The sequence below is a fragment of the Streptomyces sp. YGL11-2 genome, assembly GCF_050054615.1.
GTDB lineage: Bacteria > Actinomycetota > Actinomycetes > Streptomycetales > Streptomycetaceae > Streptomyces.
Window position 1 is genome coordinate 53416 of sequence record NZ_JBNHIN010000042.1, and the last position, 18084, is coordinate 71499.

Genomic DNA, 18084 nt, shown 5'->3' on the forward strand with positions numbered 1-18084 from the left:
TATACGTTGAAAGTGGCAGGGAGAGAGTTCTCCTTGCCCTTGCCTTTTGCCGTCCAATGGACCGGGCAGGCTGCTCGCGCAGCGGTGGCGCGCCGGGGACGGGTACGCGTCGTCGGCCCAGGCGAAGGTCCTCGTTGAGGCACGCGGCCGCCTTCCCGCCCCGGCGTGGGTGTCAGAGGCGTTTGGCGTTGCGGAGGAGCTGGGCGTAGAAGCCGTTGCCGTCGAGTCGGGACACTCCGCCGGTGTCGCCGATGGTCGGGCCGTTGACCTCCTTGCGGCTGGAGATGAAGACCTTGTGGCCCTCGGTGTCGGGGCCCAGGTACAGGCCGACGTGGTCCAAGCGGTCGCCGGTGTGGTGGTCCATCTTGAAGAACACCAGGTCTCCCGGCTGGAGCAGGTCGATGTTCTGCGGGCGTTGGTACCAGGGGGCCGGGCCGGACAGCGGGATGATGTCGGCGCCCAGGTGGGAGCGGCCCATGCCGTTGGCGGTGCGGGGCAGGCCGTTGCCCTTGCCGTCGCCGGGGGCCAGCGGGTAGCGGGCCCGGTAGCCGAAGACCAGTCGCATGTAGCCGGAGCAGTCGACGGCGCGGTAACGGGCCGCTTCGGGGCGTGTGGCGGTGCCGTCGCGGAAGCTGTACGGGATGCCCAAGTAGTCGAAGAAGTCGGACTGTTCGAGCAGTGGAGTGCCGCGGTGCTTGGCCAGGTCGGGGTTGACCGGGCCGAACTTGGCGTCGCCGGCGTATGCGATGCCCTTGTCGTCCTTCTTGACGGGCGCTCCGGTGACGTACTGGAAGGCGATGGCGAAGAGGTCGTCCTCCTGGCTGCCGTGGTACTGCCGGAACCAGTCCCCGAACCAGCGTTCCTGCTCGGCCCCGGCACGCCACGCCTCGGGCATCAGGCGTACCCAGTCCTCGGTGACCACGCGGGTCGCGGTGTTCGCGGACTCGCCGAAGGTGCGCGAGGGGCCCTTGAGCGTGGCGGTGCGGGACCGGTCCGTGAAGGTGGCCAGGACCTGGCCGCCCTCGCCGCGCAGCACCGTGCGGTCGGGGTTCTTCAGACGTTCCCAGGTCTGCGCGCCCGGTCGGCCCGCAGCGGAGCCGTTGAGCGGGGTGTCGGTGACGGCCTGCGCCCGGGGTGCCTTGTCCTGTTCGTCCTTGCGGAGTTCCACGGTCAGGTATGCGCTGCCGGCCAGGAGGGAGAGGACCGTCAGGGCGTGCAGCAGGGGGCGCTTCTTGGGGGGCATGCGGTGGGGCTCCGGGGGGTTAAGCGGACGGCATGAGGCCGAGGAGGATTCCGGCGGTGAGGACGACGTAGGCCATGAGCGTCACCGAGCCCGTGGCCAGGAGGGTGGGGCCCTTGGGCTGCCGCACCAACTGGTAGGCGATCAGGCCCGGCACGATGAAGCCGAGCGTCTGGTTCGCGTACATCAGCGGGAACTCCAGGGAGAGCACGATCATCACGGTGGCCTGGAGGGTGACGCCGAGCAGCACGACCGCGGCGAACAGCCGCTTGCCGTAGAGGATCACGTACCGCTGGATCAGGAGTGTGCCGAGGTAGGTGAGGACGGTGACGCCGACCACCATCGCGGCGCGCTGGAGGTCCTCGACGAGGGTCAGGGCCAGCCAGCCCGGGGTGATCATGCCGCCTGGGGAGAGGTTGGTCGTCAGGTAGCAGATCAGGGAGAAGAGCAGCCCGATCGCGATGCCGATCGCGGCGATCTCGGGGGTGAGGACGGAGGGGATCAACGGTGCTGTTCTCCTGGGGTGTGCCACTGCTGGGCGTCGTCGGTGGGGCGTACGGGCGGGATCGGCGGCTCGAACGGGCCCCGGAGGCGGGCTGGTTCGAGCGCGCCCGGCCCGCCCGCGGGCGGCGCCGAGGGCCGATCCGGGGCGGCGGGTGCCGGCGGCGGCGCGGACATGGCGGTGTGGCGCTCCTCGTGTGCCTGGGGGTGGTGCTGGTAGGGGTCGAGATGCGGCGCGTGCATCGGCGCCGGGTCGTCGTGCGCGTCGTCGTCCCCGCCACTGCGGTCGGCGGGGTCCTCGTCCGGCGCGAGGTGCGCGAGGTGCTCCAGAAGCAGCTCGCCCTGGCCGTGGATGTTGCCGATGGCGACCAGCGAGGAGTCGGGGCCGAGCCGGCTCAGCAACTGCCCCATGAACTCCTCCGGATCGCGCCGGTCCCCGCCGAGGTCCACCGCCCGGTCCCGGCAGGCTGCCGGGATCGCGTCGATGGCGGATCTGGCCGGGTGCCCGATGACGAAGACGTGCTCGGGGTCGAGGTCGGGGATCAACTCGCCCATCTGGGCGTTGCGTTCGACGCGGTCCGGGCGGCAGTTGACGACCACGCTGAGGGGCCGGTGGATGGCGCCGAGGTCGAGCAGCTGGTTGATGTTCATCAGCGTCGACTCGGGGTCGTTGGCCGCGAAGACGTTGGCGAAGCGGAGCTTCTTTCCCTCGGGCGTGCGGTATCGCTCCACGGACAGGACGCCGGGGTCCGGCGGGGCGTCGTACATGCCCTGGAGCGCGGTCCGGCGTTCCACGCCGAGGAGTTCGGCGACGGCCAGGGCGATGGCGACATTCTCCTTGAAGGTGAACCAGCTGAAGCCGCGCAGCTCCTCGTCGCTGACGGTGTCCGGGTCGGCGTAGATCAGCCGGCAGTTCCGGGCGTCGGCCTCTTCCTGGAGGATGGCGAAGCGGTCCTTCTCCGCCGTCACGCAGATCCCGTTCTCCGGCATGGAACGGCACAGCGAACGTGCCACGTCGTCCAGGGTCGGCCCCATTTCGGCGAGGTGGTCCTCACGGACGTTGCACAGCACGCCGATCGTGGAGCGGATCAGCTTGGACTGGTTGATCTCCTGGAGCGCGGGCATCACCGCCATGCACTCGATGACCAGGGCGTCGGGCCGGTAGGCGGCGGCGCGGCGCACGATGCCGATCTGCTCGACGACGTTGGCGATGCCGAACTTGCGGTAGACGGGCTCCTCGGTGGCGTCGGGGTGGATGAAGCGGGCGGCGGTGCCGGTGGTCTTGGCGACGGTGGTGAGCCGGCCGCCGCGCAGGGCGCCCGCGCACAGGCGGGTGATGGAGCTCTTGCCACGGATGCCGTTGATCAGGACGCGGGTGGGGATGCGGTCGAGGTTGGCGAAGTGCCGCCGCTGCTCGATCACTCCGGCGATCAGCAGCACGGCACCGCACACCACGAGCACGGCGTAGAGGAAAAGCACGGTGTCAGTGGGTCCTTCCGGCCGAGGCGCGCGGGGCGCCCGCGCGCTGGCGTTGCGGGTTCTGCAGCTGCTGACGGATCAGTTCCAGGCTGCGGGTGACGGCGCCCACCTCGTCGTGGTGGCGGGGGAAGAGCACGGTCGTGCGGTCGCCGTCCGCCAGCCGTTCGGCGTGCGCCGCCAGGGCGCGCAACGGCCGGACGACGACGATGTGGAGCCAGCCCAGGCAGGCGGCCGCCGCGGTGACGCCGAGCAGGCCCACCAGCACCGTGCGGTTCTGCCGGGTGTACTCGGGGATGGCCAGCGCGGACGCGGGCTGCGAGCTGACCACTGTCCACGTCAGTTTCTGGGCCGCGCCGCCGCCCTCGAACGGGGCGGCCGCGGCCACCCGGACGCGTCCGCCGTCGCGCTGGACGGCGGCCGACGCCTCCTTCTTGGCGAGCAACGGGGCGAGGTGGTCGGGCAGTTGCTGGAAGGCCCGGTAGCCGGTGTTGCTGCCGACGACCCGTCCCTGGGCGTCGACCACGCGGACCTCGCCGAGGCCCGGACGGCCGAGGAGCCCGTTGACGAAGTCGATGCGGAACTCGCCCACCACGGCGGCGCCGGGGCGGCCGGGTATCTCGGCGGTGGCGGTGACGACGGGCTTGGTGCCGCCCTGCCCGCTCACGTGGAAGGGTGCCTGGGACGGGCCCGTGCCCGGCGTGGCGTGGGGGGCGCGGCCGGCCGTGGCGAGAGCCTCGCCGCCCGGACCGTACACGGCGATCGACTCGTAGCGCTGGTGGTCTCGTGCCGTGCGGGCGAGGACGGTCCGCATCTCGTCGGGCGAGGTGCCGTCACCCATCAGGGCGGCGACGGCGGTGAGGTCGGCATGTCCCTCGTTGAGGGCCCGGCGCACGCGGTCGCTGAGCGTCGCGGTGCGCGCCTTCTGGTCCCGGACGGTCTGGGTCGGGATGCGGACGCCGTCGTCGGCCCGGTTGAGCAGCAGCATCAGCGGCGCCGACCAGACGAGCAGCAGGACGGCGCTGACGGCGAGCAGGGCACCGGCGCCGAGGCCATGGCGGCGGGGAACGGGCGCCGGGGTGGAGTCGGCCGGGGCGCCGCGCAGTTGGAGCCGCAGCCGCTCCAGGGCCGCGCCGATGCGCGCGGCCTCGCCGGACCGCGGTACGGTCACCGGGCGCGCCAGGTCACCCCGCGTGAGCCGGCGGCTCTCCAGGAACAGCCGGATCAGCGGGCGTTGCACGGTCGAGAGCAGCAGGAGCACCGCGGTGGCGCCGATGAGGAGCAGGGCGCCCGCGACGGTCAGGCCGAAGGCCGGACCGGCGAGTTGCCCGGCCGGCTCGGTGACGCGGACCTGGGTGACGACGGTGAGGCCGAGCCCGGCGGCACCGGTGGACTCACCCGGCGCGGGGGCCGCCAGTGAGGCGTAGCCGGCGACGGTCTGCCCGCCCTCCGAGGCGCCCCCGGTGAGGTGGCCGCTGACCCCCGGGTAGCCGCCCGCGCCCGGCTGTTTGGCGGTGATGGGGTTCCGCTTCGCCCGCTCTGCCGCGGTCCGGGCGAACGATGCGAGCTGGTCCCGTTCCGCCGCGCCGTCGAGCGCGCCGCGGCTGCCGGCCACGCGGCCGTCGGCGGTGACGATGCCGATGCCGCGGTGTGCGCCGAAGCGGACGCCCGGCACGTTCAGGCTGCTTGCGCCGACCAGGAGTTGCTGCGGCCGTCCGTCCCAGGACAGCAGCGCCATGGTGAGCAGCCGGGTCTGGCCGTTGGGGAGGCGCACCAGGCGGGGGGCGAGGCCGTCCGCGCCGTCGAGCCGGCTCCGGTCGATCGCGGCGAGTGGGACGTTCTCCCCGCGTGCGCCGAGGAGTTTGCCGGACCTGATCTCGATGACGGCGGTGCCGCGCCACTTCTGGTAGACGCTGCCGACCTTGTCCAGTACGGCGTCCGGCGACGCCGGCGGGCCTTGGTTGAACAGGGTTGCGGTGCGGGTGAGGTCGGTGATCGACTCGTCGAGCGAGGCGCGCAGCGCGATGGCGGCGTCCTCGGCGACGTACTGCTGGGAGGTGCGCACGGCCTCCGGCACACGGACGTTCTCGGGTGCGCCGAGGGTGAGTGCGGTGATTCCCGCGAGCGTGAGGAGCAGGGCCGACAGCACAGCGATCGGTGGACGTATGCCGCCTATGAGGGACATGTCTGCTCGTCGGCGGACCTTGTGTCGTCGCTTCGTACGCGAAGCGGTCACCCCGTGCTCCTTTCACGAATCCGGATTCCGCACGTCCACCGCCCGTTGCGGAGGGAACGCCGGAGGTGCGCGGAGACACCCCGGATACGTGCGACCCGAAGAGTAAAGAAAGAGTTGTGCGTTCCTCAAGAAAAGTGAAATTGCTCTCCCGACGGGCACTGCAAATGGGGATAAACGGGGCACAAGTGGGCGAGGTGATGGCCCCCCGTATCGTGGGTGCGGCCATGACTGCGCACCGAAGGTCCCCCTCGATACTCGCCTCCTCGGCGGCCGTCCTGTTCACCCTGCTCGCCGCGCTCGTCGCCTGCTGCTCGGGCCGTCCGGACGGCCCCGCCCCGCACGACGCCGGGACGTCGCCGAGGCCCGGCGCGACGGCGGATCCGAGCGGGCCGTCGCCGGTCCGGCTCGATCGCCGGATCGCCGCCTCCGCCGCCGCGTTCTCCGCGGACACCGGGTACCGGCAGCCCCGCCGCGACGACCGGCGGACGATGGCCGAAGCCGTCGGACTGGTCCTCGACGGCCGGCGCGAAGCGGCCGCGCGACGGCTGTCCGCCATCGACTACCAGCTGCGCGTCCACCTCGACGCCACGACGGGCCGTCAGTACGCGGAACTCGCCGACCGTTCGACGCAGATCCCCGCACCTCGCGGCTGGGGCCGGGTCTACATCGACCTCTCCGCGCCGGTGCGCTGGTCGGTCCAGGTACCGCATCCGGTCGCCGACCAGCACACCGAGTTGCTCGGCGCCCGCGTACTGCTGAACTCCCCCGGGGGGGTGCTGGTCATCGCGGGGGCGCACCGCGACGCCGGACGCGACGGCGCGGCGGACGTCGCCCACCGCCGCGACACCGTCTTCGACGCCGTCTGCGACGAGCTGGCCGCCCGCGGCCTCCCCGGCGTCCAGGTGCACGGCTTCGCCGACGACTCCGCCCCCGGCTACGACGTCATCGCCTCCCCCGGCGTCGGGAGCGCCGGCCGCGCCGACGGCCGGGTCCTGGCGGACGCCCTGGCCGGCCGGGCCTTCCGCGTGTGCCGGGCCTGGGTCCGCTCCTGCCCCCTGGAAGGGACCGAGAACGTCCAGGGCCGCGCCGCGGCCGACCGCCACATCCCCTTCCTACACGTCGAGTTCGCCAACTCCGTCCGCACGGACAGCCGGCGGGCGACCCGCGCGGAATCCGCCGTGCAGGCCCTCACCCGCGAGTGGGCGCAGCAGAAGCCGAGGGCGGGGCGACGCTGACGTCAGTACGGTCGACGGAGCGCGCATCGTGGCGGAATCCGCCACCAGGACGGGGCACGCCGGCCGGCATGGGGCGGCGGGCGGTTGCCGTCACCCGCACCGTGGCTCCCGGCCCGGCTGCCGGGAGCAGCAGCCCGGCCCGGCCGGGGCCGGCTGCCACCACAACCGCCGGGCCCGCCCCGGTGACGGACACCCGCGCTCCGTGGGGGAAAGCGGTGGTGGGCAGGGAGAGGAACGTCCAGGCATGCCGTGTGGTCGCGTCGGCGGTGAGGGTGAGGGTGTAGGTCCCGGTGGGCTGGGTGTAGGCGTCGGCGTGGGGGATGCCCGCCACCACCGGTGCGTACGGGGCGAAGGCCGGCTCCTTGCCGGGGGCGGGGCCCCCGTTGGGGCCGTAGGCGCAGTAGCCGCTGCCGTTGGTGGCGCGGCAGTCGTACCACAGCGCCCAGCCCGAGGCGAAGCGGTCCATGGAGGCGACCTGGCCTCGGATCAGCTCTGCGTTCCCGGGGGTGGTTGCCTGGGGCGGGCCCCACTCTCCGACCAGTACCGGTAGCCGGTGGGCGGTCGGGTAGCCGCCGATGGCGGCTTCGTAGTGCTCGATGAAACGGTCCGCGGGGTTCCAGTCGGCGCCTGATTCGACGGCGGTGTCGTAGGAGTGCGGAGCGTAGCCCAGGCGGCCTGCGCCGGGCCGCGGGTCGTGGAAGCCGGGCAGGCTGGTGGGAACGCCCTGGCCGACCAGGACGGTGGGTTCGAGGAAGAGCCAGGCGTTGGGGTCGGCGGCGCGGACGGCCCTGATCAGCCGCCGGTACATGGCTGCCAGTCGGCCGCGTTCCAGAGCGGCGGAGGCACGGATCCGGTCTTCGGGGTTGTCCGGGTCGCCGGGAACCGGTCCGAAGGGCTCGTTGAACAGGTCGTAGCCGAGCAGGGACGGGTGTCCGCGCAGAGCGGTGGCGACCCTGGCGTAGACGGCAGCCTGGGCGGCACGCAGGTCGGGGTCGTCGTAGAGGTGGGTGAAGGCGGCCTGTACGGCGGGCTGGAAGTAGTCCGCGAACCAGTCATCCGGGTTGGGCTCGAAGGGCAGTCCGTCGGTGCGGGTGGCCCAGGCGGGGATGCCGTTGTGTCCGAACGCCGGGCCGAAGACGTCCTGATGCCAGTCGATCAGGACCAGTACCCGGTAGCGGTCGGCCCAGCCCAGGACCCGGTCGAGGTAGCGCAGATAGCGGGTGTCGTGGCGGTGGCGGTGCGGTTCGACCTTCTCCCACTGGATGTTGAGCCGCATCAGGTCGAACCCGTCGCGCGCGAGCCGGGCGATGTGCCGCTCGGTCACCGTGTCGGTCTTGCCCAGGTTGAGCCCACGCAACCGCAGGACGCGGCCGTTCCGGTCGGTGAAGAGCGTACGGCCGTCGGGTGCGGTGACGGTGCCGGTGGGGACGGGCCAGGCACCTGCCGGCCTGCCGCGGGTGCCTCCCGGCTCGGGCCGGGCGGCCGTCCGCGCGGATACCGCCGGCGCCGTGGAGGGGACGGCTGCGGGGACGGCACACAGCAGGGCCACACTGAGGACGAGGGTCATGACGGAGCGGCGCAGCGGCATAACAGGCTCCCGACAGCAGCAATTTGACGGTTCGTCAGTACAGCTCGACTGCTGTCTACCCACAGGGCCTGATCAGCCACCACCTGCCCGCGCCCTCTTCGGGCTCCTGGCGGACGTACCGCGGGCCCGGCCCGTACTGGAGGCCGCCCGCGAGGTGGTCGCCACCACCGCCCGGCACACCGCGCTGCACGCCAATGTCGATCTGGCGCTGGCGGTGCTCACGGTCGCTACGAGCATGCCCGCCGAGGCGGGCGAAACGGTCTATGCGGTCGCCCGGACCGCGGGCTGGATCGCCCACGCCCTGGAGGAGTACGGCGAGCGCCCCGCCCGTATGCGCCCCAGCGGCCAGTACTGCGGACCCAGGCCGCCACAACCCCTGCCGTGACGAGCGGCGCCGGCCGGTGAGCGGAGGGGCGGGCCGGCGCCGACGGGACCACCGGCCGATTGCTCACCTGACGAGACGTCGAGCCCGGAATATGGACGCAGGTTCGCTGCGTTGCTCCCAGGAGACCTGTAGGCACAAGAGACCTGTAGGCATCGGGATATGGGCATGGGGGTGGCGACCGTGGATCTGATGGTCGACGGCAAGGTCTTTCTGGTCACGGGAGGGACAAAGGGGCTCGGGCTGGCAGCGGCGCGCGCCCTCACCGCGGAAGGAGCCCGGGTGGTGGTGTCCTCGCGCACCCAGGAAGCGGTGGACAAGGCCGTCGCGGAGCTGGGCGGCCCCGACCATGCCATCGGCCTGGTCGCCGACAACGCCGACCCCGAAGCGGCCGAACGCCTGACGGCAGCCGCCCTGCGGCAGTTCGGACGGCTGGACGGTGCGCTGATCAGCGTGGGCGGTCCGCCGACCGGCCCCCTCACCACCATCACCGACGCCCAGTGGCGTGAGTCGTTCGAGTCCGTCTTCCTCGGTGCCCTGCGCGTCGCACGCTCAGCCGCCCCCGTGCTGCCCTCCGGAGGCTCCATAGGCTTCGTCCTTTCCCTGTCGGTGAAGGCCCCGTGGCCGAACATGAGCGTGTCCAACGGGCTCCGGCCAGGACTGGCCATGGCCGCCAAGACGCTGGCCGACGAACTGGGCCCGCGCGGCATCAGAGTCAACGGTTTCGTGGTCGGCTCCATCGCCACCGACCGCCTCACCCGGCTCGAAGAGGCCACCGGCGATCCCCAACAGGCACGCGCCCAACGGACCGCCGACATCCCGCTGCGCCGATACGGCACACCCGAGGAGTTCGGCCGCCTGGCCGCCGTCGTGCTGTCGCCGGTGGCGTCGTACACCACCGGAAGCATGATCCACATCGACGGAGGCGCCCTGCGCTCCCTGTGACAGGCGAGCGGCCTACAGGAGACCCCCGCTGCCGTCCTCGGGTGGCCGTTCGGCGCACACCGGCGACGGCACGGTCGGTCTCGTCTTGACGTGTCACTTCCGGTGCGGGGTCCGGCCGTTGGCGGGCGACGCCCCGGCATCGCGGCCGAGGAGTACCGGAGGACCGCTGATCAGCCGGGCGGGGTGCGGCGGCTCGCCGAGGCCGGGCCGCCGCTGCGCCGGCTCGCGGCGGCCGGGCACCGAACGGCCCGTGGTGGCGGATTCCGTTCGCCCTGGCCCGGCCGTCAGCGGGTGGGGGCGGACGTGCGGAGCACAGCCTTGCCCTCCCCTGAGCCGGCCACCCGCGCGTCGGTGAGGACGGTGCGGATCCGCTCGACGAGCGGGTTGGTGTCGTCGGCCCGCCAGACCAGATGCAGGGTGGTCGAGGTGTCGGCCAGGGGCCGGGGGATCACACCGACGCGGCGCAGCACCCGGTGCGAGTCGGCGAGCACCGCGGCGCCGAACTTGGCCGCGACCAGGGCCAGAAGGGTCTGCACGCTGCGGCCCTCCGCGCTGATCCGCGGCACGACGCCGGCTCCGTGGCAGAGCGCGATGATCTCGTCGTAGGACAGGGGTGAAACCTCCCGGGGCCAGAGGACCAGGGGGATCTGGCCCAGGGCCGTGAGCGGGGCGGGTTCGGCGGGGTGGGCCAGCGGATGGCCGGCCGGCAGGAACAGGGTGAGCGGCTCACGCCACCAGACCTGGGTGGCCAGCCGGGCATCGCGCATCGGGAGGCGCTGGACCGCGAGGTCGAAACGGCCCTCCAGCACGCCGGTCGACATCTCGGCGTCGTTGAAGCTCTCCTCCAACTGGAGGTCCACCCGGGGAAGTTCACGCCGTACCCGGCTCAGCGCGCCGCCGAGCGGTCCGTTGATGCCCGAACCGGCGAAGGTCACGGTCAGCCGCCCGGTCATGCCCTGCGCGGCCAGCCGCACATCCTTCAGTACGGCCTCCGCCTCGGCGAGCACGGTGACCGCACGCCGCACCAGAACCTGTCCGGCCTGCGTCGGCGTCAGCCCGCGCCCCTCCCTGATGAACAGCGCGGTACCCAACTGCCGTTCCATTTCACGCAGTTGGCGGCTGAGCGTGGGCTGCGTCAGATGCAGCCGGCGCGCCGCACCGCTGATGCTGCCCTCTTCCGCGATCGCGACCGCGTAGCCGAGTAGCCGTAGCTCCATCCATACCTCCCAGGCATGGGAAGTATAGCCAGTAATGCCCACGGAGCTGATGTGGGTGGTTTTCCAGACAGGCTGGAGACATCGCACCGGCCGACCGGAGCGCACACCCGACCTCTGAGGAGAAGCCATGAACCGCGAAGAGCGCTACGAGCACGGCATGAAGGTGCTGGAGCAGGTCGACGGCGAAGCGGGAGCGCGCATCGTCGACTCGCTCGCCGACACGTCGCCGGAACTGGGTCACCAGGTGGTGGCGTGGGCGTTCGGCGACATGTATTCCCGGCCCGAACTGGCTCCACGCGAACGACAGTTGGTCACACTGGGCGTGCTCACCGCGCTCGGGGGCTGCGAAATCGAGATCGAGGTGCACATCAACGCCGCGCTCAACGTCGGCCTGACCGCCACCGAGATTTCCGAGGCCCTGCTGCACTCCGCCGTCTACTGCGGCATGCCCCGGTCGATCAACGCCACGCTCGTCGCCAAGAAGGTCTTCGCCGAGCGTGACCTGCTCCCCCTCACCAATCTCGGCTAACCCTCCCGACGCCGATGCCGATGCCGACGCCGACGCCGACGCCGATGCCGATGCCAGGCGTCGGGACGCGGGAGTGGCGTCGGCGGACCCCGGCGGCGCTCCGCCCGCCACGGCCTCCGTCCCTGCCCCTGCGTCCGGGGCGGATCGTCGGCGCCGTCACGGCGGTGCACGGCGCGTCGCCACCACCTCGGCCCAGGCCAGCCGCACCTCGTCGATGGCCTGAAGGTGCCCGCCGTCCTGCGCGCAGCGTCCGGCCCGTTCCAGCAGCCGTACGGCCTCCATCGGCGCCGCCCCGCCGCGTACGCGGGCCAGCGCGGTCAGCGCGAACGCCAGTGCCGTTCCGCCGAACGGCTCGGCCAGTTCGGCCGAGGCCAGCGCCAGCCGCTCGGCGTCCGCCCGTTCGCCGAGCAGGAGATGCAGTTCCGCCAGGTTGGCGCGCTCGAAGGCGGTGGCCGTGGGACGGCCCGCCTGTTCCGCCAGGGCCAGCGCGCGGCGCCCGTACGCCAGCGCTTCCGCGTGCCGCCCCGCGCGGCGCTCGGTCTCCCGCAGTACGGACAGCACGGTGGCCAGCAGTGCCCGGTCACCGGACTCCGCGGCCGGTGCCAGCGCCGATTCGGCGGGGCCGGCCGCCTCGTCCGAGCGACCGGACAGGCCCAGGCAGACGGTCTGCTGCGCGAGCGAACGGGCCAGCAGCACCGGATGGTCGGGCCCCCGGGCGGCTGCCGCACAGCGCTCCGCCGCCCGCGCGGCGGCCAGGCCCTCCTCGTACCGGCCGGAGTAGGACAGGACCGCCGAGCGTGCCATGTGGTGTGCGGCCCGGATGTCGTCGGGGGCGGCGGGGGCGGGCGGATGCGCGCCCAGGGCCGCCAGGGCCGCGTCGGCGCCGCGGCTGCGACCGAGTACCTCCGCCAGCCGGGCGGCGGCCAGGGCGCAGGCGTCGCGCAGCCCTGCGCGTTCGTACGAGCGCAGGGCCTCGCGCACCACGGTGACGGCTTCTTCGTAGCGTCCCGAACGGTCCAGATGCAGCGCCCAGTCCAGCCGTACCCGCGCCGCGTCCGCCTCGGGGCACACCGCCCCGCCGCCGTGCGGCCGGCGGTCATCGGCGAGTGCCCGCCGCAGGTCGGTCCGGTGTCGGGCCAGGCGTCGGCGGGCCGGTTCCGCCCAGGGCGCGTGGCGGTCTTCGGGCAGCAGCTCGCCGGTCAACGCCTCCAGGGCGTGGGCCAGTTCCCGTCGTCCGCCGCTGCCCAGCGCCCGCCGGGCGAGGGCTTCGACCTCGTCGGTGTCCACGCGTACCGTGTCCGATACCAGTCGCAGCAGGTCGCCGTCGCCGCTCAGATACGCGGAGGCGCCGCGCGGCGGCAGCTCGGGCTCCAGCGCGTGCCGGGCGGTGTGCAGCGCCACGCGGAGACTGCCCAGCGCGGCGCGGAGTTCGGCGTGCGGCCAGCACACGGCCATGATCTGCTCGCGGTGGAGTGCGTGGTCCGGGGCGAGGGCCAGCAGCTTGACCAGGGTCCGGGCGCTGGGTCGCGACCACCGCTCCACAAGCGGTGCACCGCCCTCGCGTGTCGTCCGGAACCCACCGAGCAGACGAATGCGCAGCAGTGGGGGATGCATGGGCCGGCCACTCTAACCGGTTCCGAACCGGACTGGTGGGCACGGGAGTTACCCCGGCGTTACTGGCCGGATCCGGCCCCTGGTCGGGGCACGTCGCCCGGGGTCCGCCCGCGCGAACGCGTCAATGTCGCCGGCCCCACCGTGAGGCCGGATGACGTGCGTTGACGAGGGGACGGGGGTTGCTGAGGATGGGCGCGTGCACCGCGCCCGGCCCCGCGACGTCACCCCCACCCAACGTCCTTGAGGAGGAAGCGTGAAGCGCTCCCATGCCCTTGCCGTGTCCGTTCTCGTCCTGGTATCCGGTACGGCCGTGACGGCCAACGCGGCCGGTACGGCCCATCGTCACCCCGCCGCCGCCCCCGCGCGGCACGTCGTGTCGGCGGATGCGGCCTGGTGCGAGCAGCAGGGCGGAAAGGCCGAGACCCGCGTCCCTTACTACACCGGCACCGGCAACAAGATCACCCCGCTGGGCGGTGAGCGCGAGATGTGCGTCTTCTCGGCCGGCGACGGCAGCGAGATCATGATCGCCGCGGACACCCTGGCCGCGGACAAGCCGACCCTGGCCGCCCTCGCCTATGTCCGCAAGCCCGCCGGCCCGAGCAGCCCCGGCAATCCGTCCATCGCCTACTGCCAGGGCATCAACGGGACCGCCATGTTCGGCAACAAGCCCACGGACGGCGGCGGTTGGGGCGCCAGGAACGAGACCGACCCGTCCAAGGCGACCTCCGCCTGCATGTTCGCCGACGGCTCGGTGATCGACGCCTGGGGGCTGAAGTACCACCAGGGCGGGGTGATCCGCGGCGCCGATCTGACGAAGAAGTTCCGCGCCACCATCCCGGGGACGTGACAGCAGGCCGCCTTGCCCGCCGGCCCTCCGGCCGATGGGCCCGGTCCGCCCGCCACCCCCGACCCGTCCCTGAGGCGCCCTCCCCGGCTGACGGTCGTCAGGGCGACGGCAACCGCGGCGGGTCGGCCTGCCTCGTCAGCCCGTGCAGTCACCTGCGCGGACAGCATCGCCGCGAGGCGTTCGCACCCGCGACCGCGCCCGCGGCGTTGCGGCCGGCATCGGGCGAAGGCAGCCGCCATCGCGACCACCGCCGTCACGATTCGGCGCGCCCAGGGACCTGCCCCACCGAAGCCGCTCCGGCGTCTGCCCCGCTTCCTCCGGGTGGCGCGCTGCCGGTCGACTGTGACCTGGGACGAGAGCGGGGTGCCGGTCATGGCCGAACAACTCCGGTCGAATGTCCCGGACCCGCCCATTTTCCCGGAGGACGTGGAAATGCCGACGAAACCCCGTTCAAGCGGCTGCGCGGGCCACCAGGATCCATGGGCGCGCACACAGCAGGCCCACCTCCCGCGCCCTGTGCACGGCACGACCCGCTCGCGCGGATCGCCCACCGGCTCAGAGGTTGGTGAGCTTTTCGCCCTTGAGGTCCTGAAGGGTGTGGTCGACGCACACTGCCAGGACGACCAGCAGCGTCTCGTCCTGCGGGCTCATCACGTCGACGGCGTACGCGTCCCGGATGCTGAACCAGCGCCGGGAGATGTGCGCCAGGGTGGTGCCCTCGTGCTGGATGTCGAACTCCCGGTCCCAGAAGTTCCCGACTATCCGCAGCCGCCGCCCGTCTTGCAGACTGACCTTGAAGCGGTCCCCGAAGAGGCTGAACGTCCGCTTGCTGATCCGGCCCACCAGCTCGCCGTCCCGCTTGATCAGGATGGTGTGGTGGAAGGTGAGCGCCTTCTTCACGATGCTGGCGATCTGGTTGCCCTGGGTGTCCACGAAGTCGAAGGTGGTCCGCAGGCGCAGCAGTTTCCTGTTGACCTTGTACAGCTTCTCCCGGTGTTCGGTTTCGATCCAGGCTTCCTCATGGAAAGCCAACATGCGATCGCGTACCAGGTAACGCATGGAAATTCCCCGTCCAGATCGTTGTGCCAGGCCGGCGGGTGGCACCGTGCCGGCCCAGAGCGTAACGGGGATCCGAGTCCGACGAGAACTGGGGGCCGCGATCGGGGCAGAGAAGCGGCTGCAGGTCCGGCGGCGTCGGTCGGCCGCGCGCCGCGACCGCGGGAGCGCGCCCGGAGCACCGCGGGCACGCACCGTCGTCAACAGGGAGGCACCCGGCTCCGGTCGAAGTGGGCGAGCAGCCGCTGTACGGCCTGGTCCCGGGCGCTCCGCGGCTCCTCCGCCGTGACGCACTGCACGGCGTAGCTGCGTACCATCTCCGACCACACATAGTGGCCTTGGGCATGTTCTTCGAGGAGGTGGGCGTCGCACAGTTCGGCGAGGTGCCGGCGGGTGCGCTCGGTGTCCTGGCCGGCCAGCACGCCGGCGTCCTGGGTCTCCACGTACGGGCCGGGGTGCAGACCGAGGAAGCGGAAGAGCCGGGCGGCGCCGCTCGACAGGGCACGGTAGCTGAGGTAGAGGCAGGTCTCCATGGCCAGATCGGCGTCGTGCGCGGACAGCTCCTGGAGCCAGCGGCTCTCGTCGGCCAGCTTCTTCGTCCAGCAGTCCAACGACCACTCGGGGTGCGCCATCAGCCGGACGGCGGCGATCCGCAGCGCCAGCGGCAGCCGGTCGCACCGCTCGACGAGCGCCCCGGCCGCCGCCGCGTCCGCCTCCACGCGCTGCCGCCCCAGCGCGTTGCCCAGCAGTTGCAGCGCCTCCTCCGTGGTGAGCGACCCCACCCTGACCAGTGCGGCGCCGTCGCGCACCACCAGTCCGCTCAGCCGCCGCCGGCTGGTCACCACCGCCAGGCAGCCCGGCGTCGCGGGCAGGAGGGGGCGCGCCTGCTCGGTGGTGCCCGCGTTGTCCAGCAGAACGAGCATCCGCCGGCCGGCGAGCAGCGAACGGTAGAGCGCCGCCGCCTCCGTCACGGACTCGGGTATCTCCGCTTCCCGGACGCCCAGGGTCCGCAGGAACGACGTGAGTACCGTGCCGGGCCGCATCGGGGGCCGCTCGAAGCCCCGCAGGTCCGCGAAGAGCTGCCCGTCCGGGAACTCCGCCTTGCGGTGGTGCGCCCACTGCACCGCGAGGGTGGTCTTGCCGGTCCCGCCCGCGCCGGCGAGCACCACGCACACCGGCCGCGGCACCCGCTCCAGATGCTGGTCCAGCACCGCGAGTTCCCGGTCACGGCCGCAGAAGTCCACTACGGCGGGCGGTAGTTGGGCGATCCGGCGCGAGGGGCCGGGCCGGTGGTCGTAGCCGTACGGCGCGGCGTACGGGGCGGTGTACGGCGCCGCACCCGGGCCTGCGGGCGACGGCCTTCCGTTGGGCGCCGGGGCCGGCGGCGGATAGGGAGGAGCGTCCGGCGCCGGGGGCCGCACCGCGGGCCGCGGGCGGTCGGCGGCGGCTCGCGCGGGGCTGCCGCGGCCTCCGAGGACCGCCAGGTACGCCCCGCTGAGCGCCGGGCCGGGGTCGATGCCCAGCTGGTCCTTCAGGTGGCGGCGGGCCCGGTGGTAGTGGTCGAGGGCCTCGGCCTGCCGGCCGCACGCCTGAAGGGCCCGTATGAGCAGCGCGGTCAGCTCCTCGTGCAGCGGATGCTCCGCGATCCACCCGGTCAACTCCGTGACCAGTTCCCCGTACCGGCCGAGCAGCATCAGCCGTCCGCCGAGTTCCTGCAACGCGGCCAGCCGCCCCTGCGACAGGCCGATGCCCAGCGTCCGGCGCACCCGCTCGCCGGGCACGTCCGCCAGCGCCTCGCCCCGCCACAGCCCCAGGGCCTGGCGCAGCATCGCGACCGCCGCGCAGGGCTCGGCGTCCCGGGCGCCGGCGACCAGGCCACGGAAGCGGTGCACGTCCACCGAGCCGGGATCGGCGAGCAGTACGTACCCCTGCCCCCGGGTGGCGAGTTCGGCGTGGCCCGCCAACAGGCGCCGCAGCCGGTGCACGTGGTTGTGGACCACGCCCCGCGCCCGGGCCGGCGGATCCCCGTCCCATGCCAGGTCGATCAGCCGGTGCACCGGGACCGCCTGGTTGACCTCGCTGATCAGTACCGCGGCCACCGTACGGACGCGGCCCGCCCCCAGAGCCAGTGCCAGGCCCTGGTCCGTCTCGATCTCCACCGGCCCTAGGAGCCGCAACTGAACCATGGTGCCCTCTTGTGCGTACCGCCGAACAGGGCGCGCTCTGTACGCCCTTGCCCAAGTAAAGACCATGGAATCGATGGCAAGGTGACAGCCCTGCCCCCTCCTCTCACTATGTGGACATGTCTGGTGCATCAGGATGCGGGCGGACCCGGTCCGATGCGGGGCGATGCGGGCCGATGCCGTCCGTTGGGGTCCGATGGCGGGAATCGGCCCGCATGAGCGCGGTATGAGCGGTTCATGAGCGGCACCGCCGAGCCTGGTGTCCGTGCCGGAGCCGCGGTTCTTCCCGCTGATCCGGCCCGGTCTCCGTTCCCGCGGGGACCACAGCCCCCCATTGATCGTTGATCGAGGAGAAACATGTCCACTTCGGGCGTCCTGAAGAAGAGCGTGGCAGCGGTGGCCCTGGGAGCCGCACTCACCGTTGCGGGTGCCGCCTTCCCGGCAACCGCTTCGGCCGCACCGGTCGCCGCCACGGCAGCGGCCGGCGATTCGCCGGTCAGCGCCGGTGCCAACGCCAATGTGAACTTCAACATCGACGTGCTCGGCATCGCCAACAAGATAGAGGCGTCGATCAAGACCGCCCAGAACCGCGAGGGCTTCGTCAAGAACCTGGAGGAGTCGGCGTTCTACGCCGCGGGCGGCAAGTACAACGTCATGGTGATGAACCTCAGCCAGGGCTACGAGGACCACTTCAACGGCGTGAAGGCGTACGGTTCCGCCACCTACGACGGCGTGATCTACGGCATCTGGGTCTTCGAGGACGGAAACTTCACGAACCACGGTGATGGCGGCTACATCAACTGGGCCTTCCGGGGCTGGTTCGACCGCCCGAACAACGGCGGTCTCGTGCAGTTCCACCGCCCCTGAGCCCCTGCGGCCCAACTGACCGTCTCCACACGGTCCCGCACGGCCCGCCGGCGCCCCCGGCGGGCCGTCCCCGAGCCGGGGCGCCCTCGGTACTCCCCCGCGAGGGCGCCCCACCCCCCGGTCTCCGCAGACCGGGAAGTGGGGGGGGGGGGGGGGGGGGGGGGGGGG

At 72.5% G+C, this 18084-nt stretch carries 14 protein-coding genes and 1 pseudogene; 6 read left to right on the forward strand and 9 right to left on the reverse strand.

Annotated elements, in window-relative coordinates; genetic code table 11:
* Nucleotides 1-172 precede the first annotated feature (172 nt).
* From ACO1BR_RS33105 to ACO1BR_RS33120, 4 genes are read right to left on the reverse strand one after another with little or no spacing between them, the layout of a single operon-like run.
* Nucleotides 173-1243 carry an NlpC/P60 family protein gene (locus ACO1BR_RS33105; protein ID WP_426798798.1) on the reverse strand — a complete coding sequence of 357 codons (1071 nt, stop codon included), beginning with the start codon at nt 1241-1243 and terminating at the stop codon, nt 173-175.
* Between the two features lie 19 nt (nt 1244-1262).
* A complete protein-coding gene (locus ACO1BR_RS33110) occupies nt 1263-1745 on the reverse strand; it encodes a poly-gamma-glutamate biosynthesis protein PgsC/CapC (RefSeq protein WP_426798799.1) in 483 nt (160 codons plus the stop codon).
* Nucleotides 1742-3220 (reverse strand): poly-gamma-glutamate synthase PgsB, encoded by a 1479-nt coding sequence (gene pgsB / locus ACO1BR_RS33115; protein WP_426798800.1) that lies wholly within the window; start codon nt 3218-3220, stop codon nt 1742-1744. The genes ACO1BR_RS33110 and pgsB overlap by 4 nt, the downstream gene beginning before the upstream one ends.
* 4 nt (nt 3221-3224) lie before the next feature.
* The gene (locus ACO1BR_RS33120; protein WP_426798812.1) at nt 3225-5402 is read right to left on the reverse strand and encodes a HAMP domain-containing protein; all 2178 of its coding nucleotides are present in this window, start codon (nt 5400-5402) and stop codon (nt 3225-3227) included.
* Nucleotides 5403-5677: 275 nt separating this feature from the next.
* On the opposite strand from ACO1BR_RS33120, the gene ACO1BR_RS33125 reads away from it, so the two are divergent.
* A complete protein-coding gene (locus ACO1BR_RS33125; RefSeq protein WP_426798801.1) occupies nt 5678-6688 on the forward strand; it encodes a hypothetical protein in 1011 nt (336 codons plus the stop codon).
* Here ACO1BR_RS33125 and ACO1BR_RS33130 read toward each other — a convergent pair.
* Nucleotides 6642-8276: a glycoside hydrolase family 5 protein gene (locus ACO1BR_RS33130; RefSeq protein ID WP_426798802.1), complete on the reverse strand. Its 1635-nt coding sequence runs from the start codon at nt 8274-8276 to the stop codon at nt 6642-6644. The two genes, ACO1BR_RS33125 and ACO1BR_RS33130, sit on opposite strands and share 47 nt — an antisense overlap.
* A 76-nt stretch (nt 8277-8352) precedes the next feature.
* On the opposite strand from ACO1BR_RS33130, the pseudogene ACO1BR_RS33135 reads away from it, so the two are divergent.
* Together ACO1BR_RS33135 and ACO1BR_RS33140 are read left to right on the forward strand one after the other, a co-directional pair.
* Nucleotides 8353-8661, forward strand: a pseudogene (locus ACO1BR_RS33135) (citrate/2-methylcitrate synthase); the annotation flags it as partial.
* A 165-nt stretch (nt 8662-8826) separates the two neighbouring features.
* The gene (locus ACO1BR_RS33140; protein WP_426798803.1) at nt 8827-9603 is read left to right on the forward strand and encodes an SDR family oxidoreductase; all 777 of its coding nucleotides are present in this window, start codon (nt 8827-8829) and stop codon (nt 9601-9603) included.
* Between the two features lie 284 nt (nt 9604-9887).
* Here ACO1BR_RS33140 and ACO1BR_RS33145 read toward each other — a convergent pair whose 3' ends face one another.
* Nucleotides 9888-10820 carry a LysR family transcriptional regulator gene (locus tag ACO1BR_RS33145; RefSeq protein ID WP_426798804.1) on the reverse strand — a complete coding sequence of 311 codons (933 nt, stop codon included), beginning with the start codon at nt 10818-10820 and terminating at the stop codon, nt 9888-9890.
* A gap of 127 nt (nt 10821-10947) precedes the next feature.
* Between ACO1BR_RS33145 and ACO1BR_RS33150 the strand changes: the two genes are divergently transcribed.
* A complete protein-coding gene (locus ACO1BR_RS33150) occupies nt 10948-11349 on the forward strand; it encodes a carboxymuconolactone decarboxylase family protein (protein WP_426798805.1) in 402 nt (133 codons plus the stop codon).
* Nucleotides 11350-11505: 156 nt separating this feature from the next.
* Here the strand turns inward: ACO1BR_RS33150 and ACO1BR_RS33155 are convergent, their stop codons facing one another.
* The gene (locus ACO1BR_RS33155; protein ID WP_426798806.1) at nt 11506-12963 is read right to left on the reverse strand and encodes a hypothetical protein; all 1458 of its coding nucleotides are present in this window, start codon (nt 12961-12963) and stop codon (nt 11506-11508) included.
* Nucleotides 12964-13216: 253 nt separating this feature from the next.
* On the opposite strand from ACO1BR_RS33155, the gene ACO1BR_RS33160 reads away from it, so the two are divergent.
* Nucleotides 13217-13810, forward strand: a complete 594-nt coding sequence (locus ACO1BR_RS33160) for a hypothetical protein (protein ID WP_426798807.1) — start codon at nt 13217-13219, stop codon at nt 13808-13810.
* Between the two features lie 555 nt (nt 13811-14365).
* On the opposite strand, the gene ACO1BR_RS33165 is transcribed toward ACO1BR_RS33160, so the two are convergent.
* Together ACO1BR_RS33165 and ACO1BR_RS33170 are read right to left on the reverse strand one after the other, a co-directional pair.
* Nucleotides 14366-14869 (reverse strand): LURP-one-related/scramblase family protein, encoded by a 504-nt coding sequence (locus tag ACO1BR_RS33165; RefSeq protein ID WP_159506510.1) that lies wholly within the window; start codon nt 14867-14869, stop codon nt 14366-14368.
* 197 nt (nt 14870-15066) lie between these two features.
* Entirely contained in the window at nt 15067-17025 is a 1959-nt protein-coding gene (locus ACO1BR_RS33170; RefSeq protein WP_426798808.1) for a BTAD domain-containing putative transcriptional regulator, read from the reverse strand.
* A 381-nt stretch (nt 17026-17406) separates the two neighbouring features.
* On the opposite strand from ACO1BR_RS33170, the gene ACO1BR_RS33175 reads away from it, so the two are divergent.
* Complete coding sequence (locus ACO1BR_RS33175) at nt 17407-17916, forward strand: stress protein (RefSeq protein WP_426798809.1); 510 nt, start codon at nt 17407-17409, stop codon at nt 17914-17916.
* Nucleotides 17917-18084 lie beyond the last annotated feature (168 nt).

Bases quoted from the DNA above. Each gene is read 5' to 3' on its own strand.
- ACO1BR_RS33175 (WP_426798809.1), top strand. From the start codon at position 17,407: ATGTCCACTTCGGGCGTCCTGAAGAAGAGCGTGGCAGCGGTGGCCCTG.
- ACO1BR_RS33145 (WP_426798804.1), bottom strand. From the start codon at position 10,820: ATGGAGCTACGGCTACTCGGCTACGCGGTCGCGATCGCGGAAGAGGGC.
- ACO1BR_RS33130 (WP_426798802.1), bottom strand. From the start codon at position 8,276: ATGCCGCTGCGCCGCTCCGTCATGACCCTCGTCCTCAGTGTGGCCCTG.
- ACO1BR_RS33150 (WP_426798805.1), top strand. From the start codon at position 10,948: ATGAACCGCGAAGAGCGCTACGAGCACGGCATGAAGGTGCTGGAGCAG.
- ACO1BR_RS33105 (WP_426798798.1), bottom strand. From the start codon at position 1,243: ATGCCCCCCAAGAAGCGCCCCCTGCTGCACGCCCTGACGGTCCTCTCC.
- ACO1BR_RS33120 (WP_426798812.1), bottom strand. From the start codon at position 5,402: ATGTCCCTCATAGGCGGCATACGTCCACCGATCGCTGTGCTGTCGGCC.
- ACO1BR_RS33165 (WP_159506510.1), bottom strand. From the start codon at position 14,869: ATGCGTTACCTGGTACGCGATCGCATGTTGGCTTTCCATGAGGAAGCC.
- ACO1BR_RS33125 (WP_426798801.1), top strand. From the start codon at position 5,678: ATGACTGCGCACCGAAGGTCCCCCTCGATACTCGCCTCCTCGGCGGCC.
- ACO1BR_RS33140 (WP_426798803.1), top strand. From the start codon at position 8,827: ATGGGGGTGGCGACCGTGGATCTGATGGTCGACGGCAAGGTCTTTCTG.
- ACO1BR_RS33155 (WP_426798806.1), bottom strand. From the start codon at position 12,963: ATGCATCCCCCACTGCTGCGCATTCGTCTGCTCGGTGGGTTCCGGACG.